At 66.6% G+C, this 15,836-nt stretch carries 17 protein-coding genes; 8 read left to right on the forward strand and 9 right to left on the reverse strand.

Annotated elements, in window-relative coordinates:
- The 5 genes from phnK to phnG all read right to left on the reverse strand — a co-directional run bounded on the left by phnK (position 1) and on the right by phnG (position 4,122).
- A complete protein-coding gene (phnK, locus tag AC0Z35_RS00805; RefSeq protein ID WP_046804399.1) occupies positions 1-777 on the reverse strand; it encodes a phosphonate C-P lyase system protein PhnK in 777 nt (258 codons plus the stop codon).
- A complete protein-coding gene (locus AC0Z35_RS00810; protein WP_485131577.1) occupies positions 774-1,739 on the reverse strand; it encodes an alpha-D-ribose 1-methylphosphonate 5-phosphate C-P-lyase PhnJ in 966 nt (321 codons plus the stop codon). The genes phnK and AC0Z35_RS00810 overlap by 4 nt, the downstream gene beginning before the upstream one ends.
- Positions 1,736-2,851, reverse strand: coding sequence for a carbon-phosphorus lyase complex subunit (locus tag AC0Z35_RS00815; RefSeq protein ID WP_485131576.1), 1,116 nt, complete (start codon positions 2,849-2,851; stop codon positions 1,736-1,738). The genes AC0Z35_RS00810 and AC0Z35_RS00815 overlap by 4 nt, the downstream gene beginning before the upstream one ends.
- A gap of 1 nt (position 2,852) precedes the next feature.
- Positions 2,853-3,494, reverse strand: coding sequence for a phosphonate C-P lyase system protein PhnH (phnH, locus tag AC0Z35_RS00820; protein WP_485131665.1), 642 nt, complete (start codon positions 3,492-3,494; stop codon positions 2,853-2,855).
- A 157-nt stretch (positions 3,495-3,651) separates the two neighbouring features.
- The gene (gene phnG, locus AC0Z35_RS00825; RefSeq protein ID WP_319307543.1) at positions 3,652-4,122 is read right to left on the reverse strand and encodes a phosphonate C-P lyase system protein PhnG; all 471 of its coding nucleotides are present in this window, start codon (positions 4,120-4,122) and stop codon (positions 3,652-3,654) included.
- A gap of 195 nt (positions 4,123-4,317) precedes the next feature.
- On the opposite strand from phnG, the gene phnF reads away from it, so the two are divergent.
- The 4 genes from phnF (at position 4,318) to phnN (ending at position 7,660) form a co-directional block, all read left to right on the forward strand.
- Positions 4,318-5,040, forward strand: coding sequence for a phosphonate metabolism transcriptional regulator PhnF (gene phnF / locus AC0Z35_RS00830; RefSeq protein WP_120156723.1), 723 nt, complete (start codon positions 4,318-4,320; stop codon positions 5,038-5,040).
- A gap of 93 nt (positions 5,041-5,133) precedes the next feature.
- Complete coding sequence (locus tag AC0Z35_RS00835) at positions 5,134-6,327, forward strand: alpha-D-ribose 1-methylphosphonate 5-triphosphate diphosphatase (protein ID WP_485131575.1); 1,194 nt, start codon at positions 5,134-5,136, stop codon at positions 6,325-6,327.
- A 2-nt stretch (positions 6,328-6,329) separates the two neighbouring features.
- The gene (locus tag AC0Z35_RS00840; protein WP_485131574.1) at positions 6,330-7,073 is read left to right on the forward strand and encodes a DUF1045 domain-containing protein; all 744 of its coding nucleotides are present in this window, start codon (positions 6,330-6,332) and stop codon (positions 7,071-7,073) included.
- A complete protein-coding gene (gene phnN, locus AC0Z35_RS00845; RefSeq protein WP_485131573.1) occupies positions 7,070-7,660 on the forward strand; it encodes a phosphonate metabolism protein/1,5-bisphosphokinase (PRPP-forming) PhnN in 591 nt (196 codons plus the stop codon). Before AC0Z35_RS00840 ends, phnN begins: the two co-directional genes overlap by 4 nt.
- Here phnN and AC0Z35_RS00850 read toward each other — a convergent pair.
- Positions 7,657-8,637 (reverse strand): LysR family transcriptional regulator, encoded by a 981-nt coding sequence (locus tag AC0Z35_RS00850; RefSeq protein WP_485131572.1) that lies wholly within the window; start codon positions 8,635-8,637, stop codon positions 7,657-7,659. The two genes, phnN and AC0Z35_RS00850, sit on opposite strands and share 4 nt — an antisense overlap.
- Positions 8,638-8,754: 117 nt before the next feature.
- Here AC0Z35_RS00850 and AC0Z35_RS00855 point away from each other — a divergent pair, with 117 nt between their 5' ends.
- From AC0Z35_RS00855 to AC0Z35_RS00865, 3 genes are all read left to right on the forward strand, one after another.
- Complete coding sequence (locus AC0Z35_RS00855) at positions 8,755-10,590, forward strand: gamma-glutamyltransferase family protein (protein ID WP_319307538.1); 1,836 nt, start codon at positions 8,755-8,757, stop codon at positions 10,588-10,590.
- A 124-nt stretch (positions 10,591-10,714) separates the two neighbouring features.
- The gene (locus AC0Z35_RS00860) at positions 10,715-11,689 is read left to right on the forward strand and encodes a Bug family tripartite tricarboxylate transporter substrate binding protein (protein WP_046804389.1); all 975 of its coding nucleotides are present in this window, start codon (positions 10,715-10,717) and stop codon (positions 11,687-11,689) included.
- Complete coding sequence (locus AC0Z35_RS00865; RefSeq protein WP_104144591.1) at positions 11,686-12,198, forward strand: GAF domain-containing protein; 513 nt, start codon at positions 11,686-11,688, stop codon at positions 12,196-12,198. Before AC0Z35_RS00860 ends, AC0Z35_RS00865 begins: the two co-directional genes overlap by 4 nt.
- Here the strand turns inward: AC0Z35_RS00865 and phnE are convergent.
- The 3 genes from phnE to phnC form a co-directional block, all read right to left on the reverse strand.
- A complete protein-coding gene (gene phnE, locus AC0Z35_RS00870) occupies positions 12,195-12,989 on the reverse strand; it encodes a phosphonate ABC transporter, permease protein PhnE (RefSeq protein ID WP_046804387.1) in 795 nt (264 codons plus the stop codon). The two genes, AC0Z35_RS00865 and phnE, sit on opposite strands and share 4 nt — an antisense overlap.
- 29 nt (positions 12,990-13,018) lie before the next feature.
- On the reverse strand, positions 13,019-14,002 hold the full coding sequence (gene phnD, locus AC0Z35_RS00875) for a phosphonate ABC transporter substrate-binding protein (RefSeq protein ID WP_219990902.1): 984 nt from the start codon (positions 14,000-14,002) through the stop codon (positions 13,019-13,021).
- Positions 14,003-14,067: 65 nt separating this feature from the next.
- The gene (gene phnC / locus AC0Z35_RS00880) at positions 14,068-14,910 is read right to left on the reverse strand and encodes a phosphonate ABC transporter ATP-binding protein (protein ID WP_046804385.1); all 843 of its coding nucleotides are present in this window, start codon (positions 14,908-14,910) and stop codon (positions 14,068-14,070) included.
- A 204-nt stretch (positions 14,911-15,114) separates the two neighbouring features.
- On the opposite strand from phnC, the gene AC0Z35_RS00885 reads away from it, so the two are divergent.
- Complete coding sequence (locus AC0Z35_RS00885) at positions 15,115-15,552, forward strand: GFA family protein (protein WP_120157595.1); 438 nt, start codon at positions 15,115-15,117, stop codon at positions 15,550-15,552.
- Positions 15,553-15,836: the final 284 nt, after the last annotated feature.

Genomic DNA, 15,836 nt, shown 5'->3' on the forward strand with positions numbered 1-15,836 from the left:
TCAGCTCTGCAAAATGGAAGACACCAGCAACTGGGTGTAGGGGTGTTGAGGGTCGTCAAGAATCTGGTCGGTCAGCCCGCTTTCAACCACAACGCCGCCGCGCATCACCAGCGTGCGATGCGCCAGCAGCCGCGCCACCGCCAGGTCATGCGTGACGACGATGGCGGCCAGGCCCAGGTCCGTGACCAGTTGGCGCAGCAGGTCCAGCAGCCGCGCCTGCACGGACACGTCCAGCGATGCCGTGGGTTCGTCCATGAACACCAGGCGCGGGTGCGTCACCAGGTTGCGGGCGATTTGCAGACGCTGCTGCATGCCGCCGGAAAACGACACCGGCGTATCGTCCAGCCGGCCCACGTCGATCTCCATCTTTTGCAGCCAGTTGCCCGCCACGGCGCGCAGGTCGCCGTAGTGCCGGTCGCCCACCGCCATCAGCCGCTCGGCGATATTGGCGCCCGCGCTGACCTGCATGCGCAGCCCGTCGCGGGCGTTCTGCCGCACGAAGCCCCAATCGGTGCGCGACAACAATCGCAGCCGCGCGCCTTGCAGGCCGGCCAGGTCGATGAAGCCCTGGTCACGCGTGTCGTACCAGACGCTGCCTGCATCGGGCGCGGTCTGGTGCGACACGGCCGACAGCAAGGTGCTTTTGCCCGAGCCCGATTCCCCCACGATGCACAGCACTTCGCCCGGATACAGGTCAAAGCTGACGTCGCGGCAGCCGTGCACGCCGTCCCACGTGCGGGTCAGCTTGCGCACGGAAAGCAGTGGATGCGCGTTCATGCGGCGGCCTCGTTGTCGCGTTGCTGCGTTTGGCGGTGATTGCAGTATTCGGTGTCCGAACACACAAAGCGGCGTGTGCCGGCGTCGTCCAGGATGATCTCGTCCAGATAGCTGTCCCGCGAGCCGCACAGGTCGCAGCATTCGGCCCAGGTTTCCACGGTGAACGGGTGATCGTCGAAGTCCAGGCTCTTGACCGAGGTGTAGGGCGGCACGGCGTAGACGCGCTTTTCGCGGCCGGCGCCGAACAGCATCAGCGCGGGGCTGCCGTCCAGCTTGGGGTTGTCGAACTTCGGGATGGGTGACGGCCGCATCATGTAGCGGTCGTTCACGATGACGGGGTAATCGTAGGTGGTGGCGATGTGGCCATGCTGCGCGATGTCTTCGTACAGCTTGACGTGCATGCCGCCGTACTCGGCCAGCGCGTGCATGGTGCGCGTTTCGGTTTCGCTGGGTTCCAGCCAGCGCAGGGGCTCGGGGATGGGCACCTGGAACACCATGACCTGCCCTTCGCGCAGCGGGGTTTCCGGGATGCGGTGGCGGCTTTGCACGATGGTCGCCGCGGGCGTGGACGTGGTGGTGGCCACGCCCGTGACGCGGCCGAAGAAGCGGCGGATGTTGATGGCGTTGGTCGTGTCGTCCGAACCCTGGTCGATGACCTTAAGCACGTCATCCGTGCCGATGATGGCCGCCGTTACCTGGATGCCGCCCGTGCCCCAGCCATACGGCAGCGGCATTTCGCGGCTGCCGAACGGCACCTGGTAGCCGGGGATGGCCACGGCCTTGAGCAAGGCGCGGCGCAACATGCGCTTGGTGGATTCGTCCAGGTAGGCAAAGTTGTAGTGCTCGTCGCGCGGGACCGTGGCGGCCGAGGCGGTGGCCGGATCGTTGGCTATGGCCTGGACCGTGGCGGTGGCCGTCGCGTCCGCCTTGTTGTTCAGCGTTGCATTCGTGTTCGGGGTCATTGCGAAACAGCCTCGTCCATCAGGTCGCGGGAAGCGGGTTGCGGCGCGTGCCGGTCGGCGCGCAGCCGGCGCAGCAGTTCCAGGTTGGCCTGGAAGTCCACGTAATGCGGCAGCTTCAAGTGCTGCACAAAGCCGGACGCCTCGACGTTGTCGCTGTGATACAGCACGAATTCGTGATCGTTGGCGGGCGAGTCGGCGCGCTCGCCCAGCTCTTGCGCCTTTAGCGCACGGTCCACCAGCGCCATCGACATGGCTCGGCGTTCGCCGTAGCCGAACGTCAGGCCGTAGCCGCGCGTGAACTTCGGGCCGTCTTCGCCGTTGCCGGCGAACTGGCTGACCATCTGGCATTCGGTGATTTCGATTTCGCCCACCGTGACGGCAAAGCCCAGCTCTTCCACCATCATGTCGACTTCCAGCGTGCCGTAGCGGATCTCGGCGGCGAAGGGATGGGTGTTGCCATAGCCGCGCTGCGTGGAATAGCCCATGGACAACAGAAAGCCCTCGTCGGCGCGTGCCAGGTTTTGCAAGCGTGCCGGGCGCGATGCCGGAAATTCCATCGGCTGGCGCGTCAGGTCGAAAGGCTCGGGGTCGCCCTCGGGCACGGGTTCGGCGTCGATCAGGTCATCGTGCGCCAGCAGGTCCGTCACGCGCGGCATGTCGCTGTCCAGGGCGTCAGTGCCCGGGGGCAGCGCGTCGGCCTCGCGCTGGGCCGCCAGCGTGAAGTCCAGCAGGCGCTGTGTGTAGTCGTAGGTGGGGCCCAGGATCTGCCCGCCGGGCACGTCCTTGAACGTGGACGAAATGCGGCGTTGCAGGCGCATGGCGCCGGTGTCGATCGGCTGCGTATAGCCCAGCCGCGACAGCGTTGTGCGATAGGCTCGCAGCAGGAACACGGCTTCGATCTGGTCGCCGGCGGCTTGCTTGAGCGCCAGCGCGGCCAGTTGCGGATCGTAGAGCGAGCCCTCGGCCATCACGCGTGACACGGCCAGCGGCATCTGTTCGCGGATCTGGTCCAGGCTTAGCTCGGGCACCTCGCGGTTGCCGCGGCGGTAGTCGTCCAGCATGCGATAAGAATTCAGGATGGCGCGCTCGCCCCCTTTGACGGCGACGTACATGTCAGTTCTCCACGCGCGTGGTGCGCGGCAATCCACAGATCCGCTCGCCTTGCGTCAGGAACACGTCGACGCCCAGCGGGAAACGTTGGTGGTTCAGGCGCCATTCGCGCCAAAAGCCGTCGGGCAAGCCCGCTACCGACAGCGCGTGACGGGTCTGGATGCCGGGGCCGCCGAGGCTGACGGTGTCATGCGCGGCGTTCATGACGCCGTCGTCGGCCAGCGCGTCGACGTCGATCAGCAAAGTGGTGGACAGGTCGGGATACGCCGGGTCGCCCGCATGGCAGGCCGACAGCGCGGGCGCGGCGTGGCCGGACGGCACGGCGGCAAAGCGAGCCAGCGACGGCGACGGCACGAAGGGGCATCCGCAGTGAAAGCGCAGGAACGTCACGACGTCCTCGTTCACGCCGGGCGGCAACCACAGCGGGGTGTCACCGTCCACCAGCGTCAGCAACAACGCCGTCATCGCCATCGAAAGCCCGGCGGGCACGCCGGTGCGCGCGGTGATCCGCTGGATGCGACCGGGATGCGCCAACGCGCGCAGCGCGGCGCGGAAGGTGGTTTGCGCATCGTTGACGGGGTCGGCAAAGCCGGGCAGCAGGCCGCGCCGCGCGGCGGGCGCGGCGGGCGCGGCGTCGGTGCGGATCGGCTGGGCCTGGGCTTGCAGGTCCTGTGCTTGCGCGCTTTGTGCTTGCAGGCTTTGTGCTTGCAGGCTTTGTGCTTGCAGGCTTTGTGCTTGCAGGCTTTGTGCTTGCAGGCTTTGTGCTTGCAGGCTTTGTGCCTGCATGGTCTGTGTCGGCATGTCAGTCCTCGCCTCGCACCATCGTGAAGAATTCGACCTTGGTTTGCGCGGCCACGCGGGCCTGGGCATCGACCTTGTCGGCATGCGCCCGCGCCAGCGGCTGGATCACTTGTGCATCCACCGTGTCGTGCCATTCGGGCAGTTGCAGCAGCGCGTCGGCCACGGCGGCCTGTTCGGCGTGCCGGGCGCTGCGCCCCTGCACATAGGCCATGCCCACCACGCCGTCGGCCAGCGTGACGGCGCAACGTGTCACCGTCATTTCGCCAAGGTTGAAGCGCGCCCCGGTGCCGCCGCTACGCGCCCGCACCATCGCCATGCCGGTCTGCGCGGGCCGCAGCATCTGGTGGGCGGGTACGCCGCCCAACCCTCTGAAAGCGCCTTCCAGCGCGGCCGGGTCGGCCAACGACAGCACGCGCATCCAGGCGGCGCGCCTGGCGTTCGCCGCGGTCTGCCCTGCTTGTGAGTGATCCATTATTTCCTCTACACGTCTAGACGACTGGATGAAGTATGATCGCTGACAAATTGAAGTTCAACAGTCTGGCGTGAATTTTTGATGACAGTTGCGGCGGCGATGCATCGGCTGCACATCGCCTACCCGGCCGCCGCCGCATGGTGCACAATCACAGCCATTCTTCATGAAGCTGATGTGACAGCAAGAGCGCACCCTATGGTCGAACGAGGTTCCGGCATCGCCGTCTGGCGGCAAATTGGCGAGTCCCTGGCGGACGACATCCGCAACAAGCTCTATATGGCGGGCGAACAGCTGCCGTCCGAGCCCGAACTGGCCGCCAAGTTTTCGGTCAACCGGCACACCATCCGCCGCGCCATGGGCGAGCTTGAGCAAAGCGGGCTGGTGCGCATCGAACAGGGCCGCGGCACGTTCGTGCAAGAACACGCCATTGATTACGCCATCGGCAAGCGCACGCGCTTTTCCGAAAACCTGCGTAGCCAGGGCGTGCTGGGCCACCAGGAGGCGCTGGGCAGCCAGACGCTGCGCGCCGCCGATATCGCCAAGCACCTGGGCCTGGCTCGCACGGCGCCGCTGTTGCGCGTGCAGATTGTTGGCAAGGCCGAAAACCGAACCATCAGTACCTCTGAACACTACTTCGACGAAAAGCGCTTTCCCGATTTTGCCGACCGGCTGACCGCGCTGCGCTCGGTGTCGAAGGTGTATGGCCACTACGGCATTGGCGACTACACGCGCAAGTGGTCGCGCATTACCGCCACACTACCCACGCCCGAAACCGCGCGCTTGCTGGGTCAGCCCAAAACGCGGCCCATCCTGCAAGTGGAAGCCTTGAACGTGGACCAGGAGGGCGCGCCGTTGCAATACAGCATCACCCGCTTTGTCGGCGACCTGGTGCAGCTGATGGTGGCGGACGACAGCTGATCGGCCGGCTCGCCGTGCCGCGCACCGGCGCGGAAAATGCAATATCAATCATCTAGACATCTGGCTGTCATGCTAGACCGATAACTTGGCGCAATGAACTCACACGCCCCCTCGCCCCTGGCCGGTGTCACAGGCCAACGCATCCTGACGCCGCGCGGCGTTGAACAGGCCAGCCTGCGCTTTCAAGGCGGACTGATCGACGACGGCGCAAGCGCCCCCGCGCGCGGCGCGCCGTGGTTCGACGCCGGCAGCCTGCTGGTGCTGCCCGGCATCGTGGACTTGCACGGCGACGCGTTTGAACGCGCCATCATGCCGCGCCCCAGTGTCACCTTTCCGTATGACAGCGCGTTGTTCGATGTCGACCGCCAGTTGCTGGCCAACGGCATCACCACCGAATTCCATGGCGTGACCCTGTCCTGGGAAGGCGGCCTGCGCGGCGAAGCCTATGCCGAACGCATGTTCGACGCGCTGGAGCGCATGAAGCCGATGATGGGCGCACGGCATTATGTGCACCTGCGTTTTGAAACCCACCACATCGGCGGCGTGGACCTGGCGCAGCAGTGGATTCGCGATGGCCGGGTGCGCTTTCTGGCGTTGAACGATCACCTGCCCAGCATGGCGCGCCGTCTTGGCGATGAACGCAAGCTGATGCAGTACGCAGACCGCGCGCAGTGCGATCTGGACACCTTCCAGCAACGCATCCGCGCCGCGATGTCGGCGGCCGATTCCGTGGCGGACGCCATGCGTGACCTGACGCTGTGCGCGCAGGCCGCGGGCTTGAAGGTGGCCTCGCACGACGACCCCGACGCCGCCACGCGCCGCTACTACCACCAGCTGGGTTGCGGCGTAGCCGAATTTCCGCTGACCCGCGAAGCCGCCTGCGTCGCCCGCGATCTGGGCAACGCCGTGGTCTTCGGCGCGCCCAACGTCGTGCGCGGCGGCAGCCATACGGGCGCGCCGGGCGCCACCCAGATGATCCAGGCCGGGCTGTGCGACGTGTTGACGTCCGACTACTACTACCCCGCGCCGCTGGCCGCCGTGATGCGGCTGGTGCAGGACGGCGTGTTGCCGCTGGCGCAGGCCTGGAACCTGGTGTCGATGAACCCCGCGCGCGCCGCCGGCCTGAAAGACCGGGGCGCCTTGGCGCCGGGCCTGATCGCCGACGCCATCGTGGTGGACGACCATCTGCCGGGGCTGCCGCGCGTGGTGGCCGCCATTGTCGGCGGCGAACTGCGCTATGCCACGCGGGTCTTCGGCGACGATCACAGCCAACGCATGGCGGCCTGACCATGGCGCTTGCGCATCGCTACGCCCTGTACCTGTCGCCCGCCAAGCCCTGGCGCGATGGTGGCAGCCGCTGGCTGGGACGCTGCGCCGACACGGGCGCGGCGCTGTCGCCTCTGCCGGGCATGCCATCCGCCGCGCACGACTGGACTGCCGCGCCACGCCATTACGGCCTGCATGCCACGCTGAAGCCGCCCTTTCGCCTGGCATCGGGCGCGACCCCGCAGGCGCTGGACGACGCGGCTCGCACGCTTGCGCGCGGCTTTGCGCCATTCAGCGTCATGTTGGAATGCGCCACGCTGCGCGGCTTCCTGGCCTGGCGCATCGCGCAGGCGGATGCCGATGGCCACAGCCGCATCCAGGCCTTGGCGGACGCGGCCGTGCGCGATCTTGACGCCCTGCGTGCGCCCCCCACCGCCGACGAACTGGCAAGGCGCCAGGCCACTGCGTTGACGCCCGCGCAGCAAGCCATGTTGGCGCGCTGGGGCTACCCCTATGTCTTTGATACGTACACGTTCCACATCACGCTGACCGGCAAGTTGGAAGGCGACGCGCTGGCCGCGGCGCAACACAGCGTGGCCGCCTTTGCCGAGCCGTTGCGCGGGCAGGCCATGCCCGTGTCTGGCGTCAGCCTGTTCGTGCAGCCGGAGCCGGGTGCGGATTTCGTCGCCGCGCGCCACTACCATTTCGACGGCGCGCAAACAGACGCCATCGGCGTGCAGGCCTTGCAAGGCGCCCCCGCGCCATGACCGGGCCCGCACCGGTTCCGCCGCCGGCTTGCGGCGCGCGGCTGATCTACTTGATGGGCGCATCGGGCAGCGGCAAGGACACGCTGCTGCGTCGTGTGCGCGCCCAATTGCACGCGCATGAACCCGTGCTGGTGGCGCACCGCTACATCACGCGCGACAGCGGCGCCACGGAAGACGCGCTGTCTTTGACGCCTGACGAATTCGACCGCCGCGCGGCCTTGGGTTGCTTTGCGATGCGTTGGGCCAGCCACGGGCTGCAATACGGCATCGGCATCGAAATCGACACCTGGCTGGCGTGTGGCGCGGTGGTGATCGTGAACGGTTCGCGCGCGCACCTGCCCATCGCGCACGCGCGCTATCCCGCGTTGACGGCGGTCGCGCTGACCGTTGCCCCGGCGCTGCTTGCGCAGCGGCTGGCGGGCCGGGGCCGTGAAAGCGGCGAGCAGATCGCGCAACGGCTGGCGAGCGCGTCGCGGGACTACGCGGTGCCGGCGCAGTGCGTGATACGGCGCGTCAGCAACGATGCCGACCCGGATGTGGCGGCCGCCGAGTTGCTGGACATCGTGCGGCGAACCATCGCCGTTTAGGCCGGGGCCGGGGCCGGGGCCGCCCCCGTACCAATGGACGCCCCCGCGTCGCCGCACAGGTCCAGCAGGATCTCCGAAAACCGTTCCTCGGCAGCCAGCACCTGATCGCGTTTGCGTCGGATCAGGTTGATGGGCGGCAGTTCCCACCCGAAGTCCCAGGGCAGCATGCCCAGCTTTCCGCGCTGGCAAAGCTCGCGCGCGATGTCTTCCGGCACCACGGATATCAGCGTTTCGTTCATCGTCAACATGCCTTCGATGACATCCGTGGAATAGGCTTCCAGCACGGGGGACGGCGGCCGCAATCCCGCGCGGATGAAGTGTTCAACAATCAATTGCCGCGTGGGGGTGTTGGCGGCGGGCAGCACCCAATCCATGGCGGCGACAGCGGCCCAATCCGGCTTGCGCCGCGCCAGCCGTTGCGCCAGCCTGCTGTGGGCGATCAGGCGCGGCCGCTGGCGGTACAGGACCTTGTGCATCAGGTCGTCCAGCGCCACGGTGGACGTGGCCCGGCTGATGATGCAATCCAGCTCGTGGCGGCGCAGCATGGGCACCAGATGGTCCGTGGTCGCGCGATGCAGGGTCAACGTGACGCCATAACGCTGATGCAGGCGGCTGATGGCGGCGGTCAGCAAGGCGCTGGACACGTAGGGCACCACGCCCACGTTCAGGTGCGCGGAATGGCCGGCATGCAGCGCCTGGACTTCGCGCGCCCATAGGTCCAGGTCGCTTTGCAGGTGGCGCGCGCGCACCAGCGCCAGGTTGCCCAGCGGCGTGGGCAACAGGCCACGACCGCTGCGCAGGAACAGCGGCCCGCCGAAAATATCTTCAAGTTCGGCCAGCGCCTTGGTCACGGCGGGCTGGCTGATGCCGGTAGCCGCCGCCACACGAGTCAGGGACCCATGCCGGGCAATGTTGGCCAGCAGGGCCAGATGACGGTGCTTCAGGCGATTGGACAGTCGGGTGGGGTCCCAGCTCATGCGGTACTCGGTGGCGTTCTATAACCGGACGGTTATTGAATCATGCCCATAAAGATGATTCCAGTTATTTCACGACCCTATACTGCGGTCGTTCCCCGCCTGTCACCGAGCCGCCCCATGAGCGCATCATTTACCACCCGTCCTGAAATTCGCGGCACCTTTGGTGTTGTGTCGTCCACACATTGGCTGGCGTCGCAGGTAGCCATGGGCGTGCTGGAACGCGGCGGCAACGCCTACGACGCGGCCGTGGCCGGCGGCTTCACGCTGCAAATCGTCGAGCCCCACCTGAATGGCCCGGGCGGCGAAGTGCCCATCCTGCTCTGGAACGAAAACGAAAAGCGCATGCGCGCGCTGTGCGGCCAGGGGCCCGCGCCCGCGCTGGCCACGCCGGCCGCGTTCCGCGCGCTGGGCGTGGAGATGGTGCCCGGCATCGGGCTGCTGCCGGCCACCGTGCCCGGCGCGTTCGGCGCCTGGCTGACGTTGCTGCGCGACTACGGCACGTGGGAATTGGCCGACGTCTTGCGCCCCGCCATCGATTACGCCCGCAACGGCTTCCCGCTGGTGCCGCGCGTGTCGCAGGCCGTGCTGGCCGTGCAGGCGCTGTTTCGTGATGAATGGACCACCTCGCGCGACGTCTGGATGCCCGACGGCCGCGTACCCGCGCCCGATTCGCTGTTCTGCACGCCCGCCATCGCCGACACGTACACGCGCATCCTGGACGAGGCGCACGCCGCCAGCACCGACCGGCGCGGGCGCATCGACGCCGCGCTGGACTGCTGGTATCGCGGCTTTGTGGCCGATGCCATCGACGCCTACTACACCAATGAGCCGGTGCGCGACACCACGGGGCAGCGCAACCGTGGCCTGCTGCGCAAGTCCGACCTGGCCGATTGGCGCGCCACCTACGACGAGCCTGTTACCACCCAGTACGGCCGCTACACCGTGGCCAAGTGCGGCGTGTGGTCGCAAGGGCCGGTGCATTTGCAGCAGCTGGCAATGCTGCGGCATCTGGGCATGGACGGGCTGGACCCGACCTCGCCGCAATTCGTGCACCGCATTGCCGAAGCCGCCAAGCTGGCCTTCGCGGACCGCGCCGCCTGGTATGGCGACCCCGACTTCACCCCGGTGCCGCTGGCCGCGCTGTTAAGCGACGCCTATGCCCGCGAACGCGCGGCATTGATCGGCACCCACGCGTCGCCCGATTTCCGCCCCGGCAGCCCGGCCGGCCTGGCGCCCCGCCTGCCGGACCTGGACGCCGCGGCCCGCACGCTGGCCGCCTCGGACACCCGCTTTGGCGTGGGCGAACCCACGTTCGCGGCCTTGCCGCCCGTGGCCGAATGGGCCGCGCGCGAGATATTCGTGGGCGACACCTGCCAGATCGACGTGATTGACCGCGACGGCAACATGGTGGCCGCCACGCCGTCGGGCGGCTGGCTATCGTCCAGCCCGGTCGTGCCGGGCCTGGGCTTTCCGCTGACGACCCGTTTGCAGATGACCTGGCTGGACGATGGCGTGCCCGGCCAGCTGCAACCGGGCAAGCGCCCTTGCACGACGCTGTCGCCAGGCCTGGTGCTGCGCGACGGGCAACCTTATATGGCGTTCGGCACGCCGGGCGGCGACCAGCAGGACCAATGGACGGTGGCGTTCTTCTTGCGTCACGCCATGGGCATGAATTTGCAGGAAGCCATCGACGCGCCGTCCTGGCACATCGATCACTTCCCGGGATCGTTCTGGCCACGCACGCAAACGCTGAACCGCCTGACGGTGGAATCGCGTCTGCCCGAGGCCACCATCGACGCGCTGCGCGCGGCGGGCCACGACGTCAAGGTCGGCCCCGCGTGGTCCGAAGGGCGCATCAGCGCGTGCACGCGTGAACCGGGCATGGGCGGCGGCTTGCTGCTGCGCGCGGGGGCCAACCCGCGCGGCATGCAGGGGTACGCCGTTGGCCGCTGACAACAGGCGGCATTGAACACGCATACGCACACCACAAACCGCAACCACAAACCGCATTCACGAATCACATCCACTTTTTCAAACAGCCGGCGCCCAGACCGGCACTTACACAGGGGTAATCACCATGAAACTGTCTTTCCAACGACTGATGCGCGTGTGCGCGCTGGGCCTGGCCCTGGCCACGCCCGCCTTGTCCCAGGCCGCCTGGCCTGAAAAGCCGATCACGCTGATCGTGCCGTGGGCCGCGGGCGGGTCCACCGACATTCTGGCGCGCGTGCTGTCCGAAGGGCTGACGCAATCGCTGGGCCAACCGGTCATCGTGGAGAACCGGTCGGGCGCGTCCGGCAACATCGGCACCACCTTCGTGGCGCGCGCCAAGCCGGACGGCTACACGCTGCTGGTGGGCTCGATGAGCACGCACACGATGAACCAGGCGCTGTATTCCAACATGCCGTTCGATGGCGTCAAGGACTTCACGCCCATCGCCGAACTGGCGCTGGTGACGAACACGATGGTGGTGCACCCCTCGGTGCCCGTCAGCAACGTGAAGGAATTCATCGCCTACGTGAAAGACCGCCCGGATGCGGTGGCCTATGCCTCGGCCGGCCAAGGGTCGACCAACCACCTGAGCGCCGCGCTGTTCGAGAAAGCCGCCGGTGTGAAGATGATGCACATCCCCTACCGTGGCGGCGCGCCCGCGGTGCTGGACACCGTGGCCGGTCGTACGCAGGTGCTGTTCAGCGCCGGCACGCAAACCCTGCCGCACGTGCAGTCCGGCAAGCTGAAGCTGTTGGCCGTGACCGAAGAAAACCGTTCGCCGCTGTTGCCCGAGGTACCGACCGTGGCCGAAACGCTGCCGGGCTATGAGCTGTCGGTGTGGTACGGCGCGTTCGGCCCGGCCGGCATGCCGCCGGAGCTGACCGCGCGCCTGAACCGCGAGATCAACCTGATCCTCAAGCGCCCCGACGTCATCAAGAAGATGGGCGACATGGGCGTGCTGCTGACGGAAACGACGCCCGAGCAGTTCGGCCAGATCCTGGCGCGCGATGCCGACAAGTACGGCAAGCTGATCAAGGAACTGGGGATCACGGCGGAATGAACGCCACGCCGACTTCCGTGACGCCGGCGGCAGCCGGCGTGTCGGCCATTGCACAAGCCTACGCCGCCGCGGATGCGACGGCGGCCTTGCAGGCCATTGACGCCTACGCCCATGGCCGGCTTGAACATGCCTTGTGCACCGTCAACCGCTTTGACGCCGACACCATGCGCGTGGTGCGCTTGTACAGCTCGAACCCCAACGCCTATCCGCCGGGCGGCAGCAAGGACAAGCGCGGCACGCCGTGGGGCCAGCACGTGCTGCTGGACCAGCGCGTGTTCGTGGGCGAAGGCGAGGCCGCCATCCGCGAATTCTTCAACGACCACGACGCCATCCGCGAACTGGGCCTGCAATCGGTCATCAACGTGCCGGTGTCGTATGACGGGGTTTGTCTAGGCACCGTCAACTTCCTGATGCCGCGTCCCAAGGTGTCGGACGCGGACGTCGACCACGCCCGGCTGGCAGGCCTGTTGGCCCTGCCCGCCCTGCTGGCGCTGCGCCGCGCCGACTAGATCAGCGCGCGCCGGATGCGCGAGGACAACATGTCGATGGCCACCACGAAGGCCACGATGATGATCATCACCGCGCAGGTTTCGGCGTAGCGGAAGCTGCGGATGATTTCCCACAGCACCGTGCCGATGCCGCCCGCGCCCACGATGCCGACCACCGAGGCCGAGCGCACGTTGGATTCAAAGCGGTACAGCGAATACGAGATCCACAGCGGCAACACTTGCGGGATCACGCCGTACACGATTTCTTCCAACGCGTTGGCCCCGGTGGCGCGCACGCCTTCGACCGGACGCGGATCGATGGCTTCAACGGCTTCCGAGAACAGCTTGGCCAGCACGCCGGTGGTGTGCACCCACAAGGCCAGCACGCCCGCGAACGGCCCCAGGCCCACGGCCACGATGAACAGCATCGCGAACACCATTTCATTGATGGCGCGGCACGCGTCCATCAGGCGTCGCATGGGCTGGTAGACCCACGCCGGCACCATGTTCGACGAACACAGCAGACCCAGCGGCACGGCCACCACGATGGCCAGGAACGTGCCCCACACCGCGATCTGCACGGTGACGATCATCTCGTCCAGGTACATGCGCCAGTCGCGGAAATTCGGCGGGAAGAAGTCGGCGGCAAACTGCGCCATGTTGCCCGAGTCGCGCAACAGATCCATCGGCCGCATGTCCGCGCCGCCCCATGACATCACCAGCAGTGCAAGAACAAAGGCCCAGACCAGCAAGACCGGCAGCGAAGAACGCGGCGCGGTGGGCAGGCGAGGGGAATGGGTGGCTAGGCTCATGGCGGTCCGATGGATGGCGATCAGGAAAGTTATTGCTTGGCGACGGCGGGTTGGCCCAGCGCGGCCAGCTTGCTGTCCAGGTCGGCCAACTGCTTTTGCTTTTCGGCCTGGCCCAGCGTGCTGTCGCCTTCTACCTTGGCCTTTTCACGGGCCAATTCGATCTGGCGGATGGGCACGAGCTGCTGGTTATCCGACGCGCGGAAGCCCTGGTACGTCAGCGCCTTCAGGTTGGCCAATTCGCGCTGGGCGTCCTTGCCCTTGCCGTAGTTGACGAAGAAGTCGCGGATGCGGCCCTTCAAGTCGGCCGGCAGGTCCGAGCGCATGACCAGCGGATCAGCCGGAATCAACGGCGACTTCCACAGCACGCGCACGCTGTCGTTGGCGTCCTTGCCCGTATTCAGGCGATAGCGCTCCAGCGCTTCCGTGTTGTTGACGGCAACATCCACCTGCTTGTTGATGACCGACAGCAGATTGGTTTCGTGGTTGCTGGCGCGCACCGTCTTGAAGAACGTCTTGGGTTCGATCTTGTTGGCGGCCCACAGGTAGTACCCGGGCACGGCGGTGCCGGACGTGGAGTTGGGGTCGCCCGCGCCGTAGCTCAGCTTGCCGCCGTTTTTCAGCACGTCGTCCAGCGTCTTCAGGTTGCTGTCCTTGTTGACGATCAGCAGCGACCAATAGCCGGGGTTGCCGTCCTTGTCGATCACCGACGCGAACACTTCGCCCTTGGCGCGGTCCACGGCTTCAATCGCCGACTTGTTGCCGAACCAGCCCATCTGCACCTTGTTAAAGCGCATGCCTTCGATGATGCCCGCGTAGTCCGAGGCGAAGAAGGGTTTGACCGGCACGCCGATGGCGCGGCTCAGGTCGTCGATGACGGGCTGCCAAACCGACTTCAGGTTGGTCGACGATTCGGTCGAGATGATGCCGAAGTTCAACGTCTTGGCGTCTTGCGCGACGGCCTGGGTGGACAGCGCGGCGGCGGCGATCAGGGTAAAGAAGGTTCTGCGTAGCATGGATGACTCCGGGGTGGATTCGGTGAAAAGGCCGTGGGGTCGCGGCGTTGCAATCAAAGGTCAGGTCAGGCGGCGTGCGCCAACCGCGACAGCGGCGCCAGCGCCGGCATGGCGGGCGACTGCTGCGTGTATTCGGGAAGCAGCTCGGACAGTTCAGAGCCGTACAGGTCGCGCAGCATTTCGGGGGTCAGGTCGGCGGCGCGGCCGTCGTACACCACCTTGCCGTGGCGCAACGCCACTACGCGCGGGCAGTAGCGCAACGCCACATCCACCTGATGCAACGACACCACCACCGCCACCTTGCGCGTGCGGTTGATGTGGGCCAGCGTGTCCATTACGCGGCGCGACGATTCGGGGTCCAGCGATGCGATGGGTTCGTCGGCCAGGATCACGCGCGCGTTCTGCACCAGCGTGCGGGCAATGGCGGCGCGCTGCTGCTGCCCGCCGGACAGCGTGGAGGCGCGCTGAAATGCGTAGTCGTCTATACCAACCTGGGCAAGCGCATCCAGGCCCTGACGCACCTCGGCGCGCAGGAACCAGCGGGTCAGGCTGCGCCACAGCGGCACGCGCGGCAACATTCCGGTCAACACATTGGTAATCACCGGCAGGCGGCCCACCAGGTTGAATTGCTGAAACACAAAGCCGATGCCGGCGCGCGCGGCGCGCACGTTGCGGCTTAGCCGGCCATGCTGCTGAATAAGCTGACCGTTGACGGTCACGCTGCCCTGGCCCGCATCCCCGGCCACAAAGCCGGCCAGATGGCGCAGCAAGGTGGACTTGCCCGAACCGGACGCGCCCAGCAGCGCCACCATTTCGCCGTCGGCGACTTGCAGGCTGACGTTGTCCAGCGCCTTGGCCCCGGCATGGAAGGTCTTGCTCAAGCCCTGTACTTCAATGGCGACCGTCATCGCTGATCCCCTTGTCTGTGGTCATGGGCGCATTCTGTTTTCGCGGCATGACAGCGCGATGACCCGGCGAACAATTCGGATGGGATAAAAACCGGGGTCAGCAACGCACTGAAAGAGATCCGTCACAATCGCCGCCGCCGACGGCTTGCAGCCTGGGTCGGCGCGGGTATATTCAGGAAATCCCCCACTCGCTTGGCGCTCATCATGATTACCGGTTCCTGCCTGTGCGGCCGCGTGGCTTACGAGATCAACGGCCCCCTCACCAACGCCCTGAATTGCCACTGCATCATGTGCCGCAAGTCCCACGGCGCGGCTTTCCGCAGCCGTGCTTCCGTGCAAGTGTCTGATTTCAAATGGACCAAGGGCGAAAACCACGTCACCTGGTATGCCTCGTCACCCGGCAGTTATCGCGGTTTTTGCGAAGCTTGCGGCACGCCTTTGCTAAGCCGCTTTGATCAGACGCCCGACACCTATGGCCTGCCGCTGGGCGCGCTGGACGACGACCCGGGCGTCAAGCCCGCCGCCCACTGCCACGTGGCCAGCAAGGCGCCATGGTTCGACATCACAGACGACCTGCCGCAATACCCGGACGACTTCCCCGGCGTAGTCGAACCGGACGCGCAGGCGCAAAACGTCAGCTAGGCATTGAAGCGGCGCGATTTGCCCCCATAAATAGAGCAGACCGCGCGGGCTTGCGTGTTTGCCCCCGGGGCGCCCATGAGTCGTCCAGCAGCAACTATCGCGGCTTTGCCGCAGATAAATACTGGCTAATCGGCGCGCTTTGCAGTAACATAAGTCCGTGATTTTTCCGCAAAAACCGGGCTTCGGTCACTCTGCGTGCCAACCTGTACTCCTTCGGGTCACCCCCCAAGATACCCAGGCTGCCCCCGGTTTGGTTGAACCTTGCCGGGCGACCTTCCTACTGT

This window comes from Achromobacter sp. 1L-A-4-B-C2, from assembly GCF_057291955.1.

What these genes read in the sequence shown, in the direction of transcription:
- AC0Z35_RS00860 (WP_046804389.1), top strand. Translation starts at nt 10,715, where the DNA reads ATGAAACTGTCTTTCCAACGACTGATGCGCGTGTGCGCGCTGGGCCTG.
- AC0Z35_RS00810 (WP_485131577.1), bottom strand. Translation starts at nt 1,739, where the DNA reads ATGACCCCGAACACGAATGCAACGCTGAACAACAAGGCGGACGCGACG.
- phnK (WP_046804399.1), bottom strand. Translation starts at nt 777, where the DNA reads ATGAACGCGCATCCACTGCTTTCCGTGCGCAAGCTGACCCGCACGTGG.
- phnG (WP_319307543.1), bottom strand. Translation starts at nt 4,122, where the DNA reads ATGGATCACTCACAAGCAGGGCAGACCGCGGCGAACGCCAGGCGCGCC.
- phnF (WP_120156723.1), top strand. Translation starts at nt 4,318, where the DNA reads ATGGTCGAACGAGGTTCCGGCATCGCCGTCTGGCGGCAAATTGGCGAG.
- AC0Z35_RS00850 (WP_485131572.1), bottom strand. Translation starts at nt 8,637, where the DNA reads ATGAGCTGGGACCCCACCCGACTGTCCAATCGCCTGAAGCACCGTCAT.
- AC0Z35_RS00840 (WP_485131574.1), top strand. Translation starts at nt 6,330, where the DNA reads ATGGCGCTTGCGCATCGCTACGCCCTGTACCTGTCGCCCGCCAAGCCC.
- phnC (WP_046804385.1), bottom strand. Translation starts at nt 14,910, where the DNA reads ATGACGGTCGCCATTGAAGTACAGGGCTTGAGCAAGACCTTCCATGCC.
- AC0Z35_RS00885 (WP_120157595.1), top strand. Translation starts at nt 15,115, where the DNA reads ATGATTACCGGTTCCTGCCTGTGCGGCCGCGTGGCTTACGAGATCAAC.
- phnE (WP_046804387.1), bottom strand. Translation starts at nt 12,989, where the DNA reads ATGAGCCTAGCCACCCATTCCCCTCGCCTGCCCACCGCGCCGCGTTCT.
- AC0Z35_RS00855 (WP_319307538.1), top strand. Translation starts at nt 8,755, where the DNA reads ATGAGCGCATCATTTACCACCCGTCCTGAAATTCGCGGCACCTTTGGT.
- phnD (WP_219990902.1), bottom strand. Translation starts at nt 14,002, where the DNA reads ATGCTACGCAGAACCTTCTTTACCCTGATCGCCGCCGCCGCGCTGTCC.
- phnN (WP_485131573.1), top strand. Translation starts at nt 7,070, where the DNA reads ATGACCGGGCCCGCACCGGTTCCGCCGCCGGCTTGCGGCGCGCGGCTG.
- AC0Z35_RS00815 (WP_485131576.1), bottom strand. Translation starts at nt 2,851, where the DNA reads ATGTACGTCGCCGTCAAAGGGGGCGAGCGCGCCATCCTGAATTCTTAT.
- AC0Z35_RS00835 (WP_485131575.1), top strand. Translation starts at nt 5,134, where the DNA reads ATGAACTCACACGCCCCCTCGCCCCTGGCCGGTGTCACAGGCCAACGC.
- AC0Z35_RS00865 (WP_104144591.1), top strand. Translation starts at nt 11,686, where the DNA reads ATGAACGCCACGCCGACTTCCGTGACGCCGGCGGCAGCCGGCGTGTCG.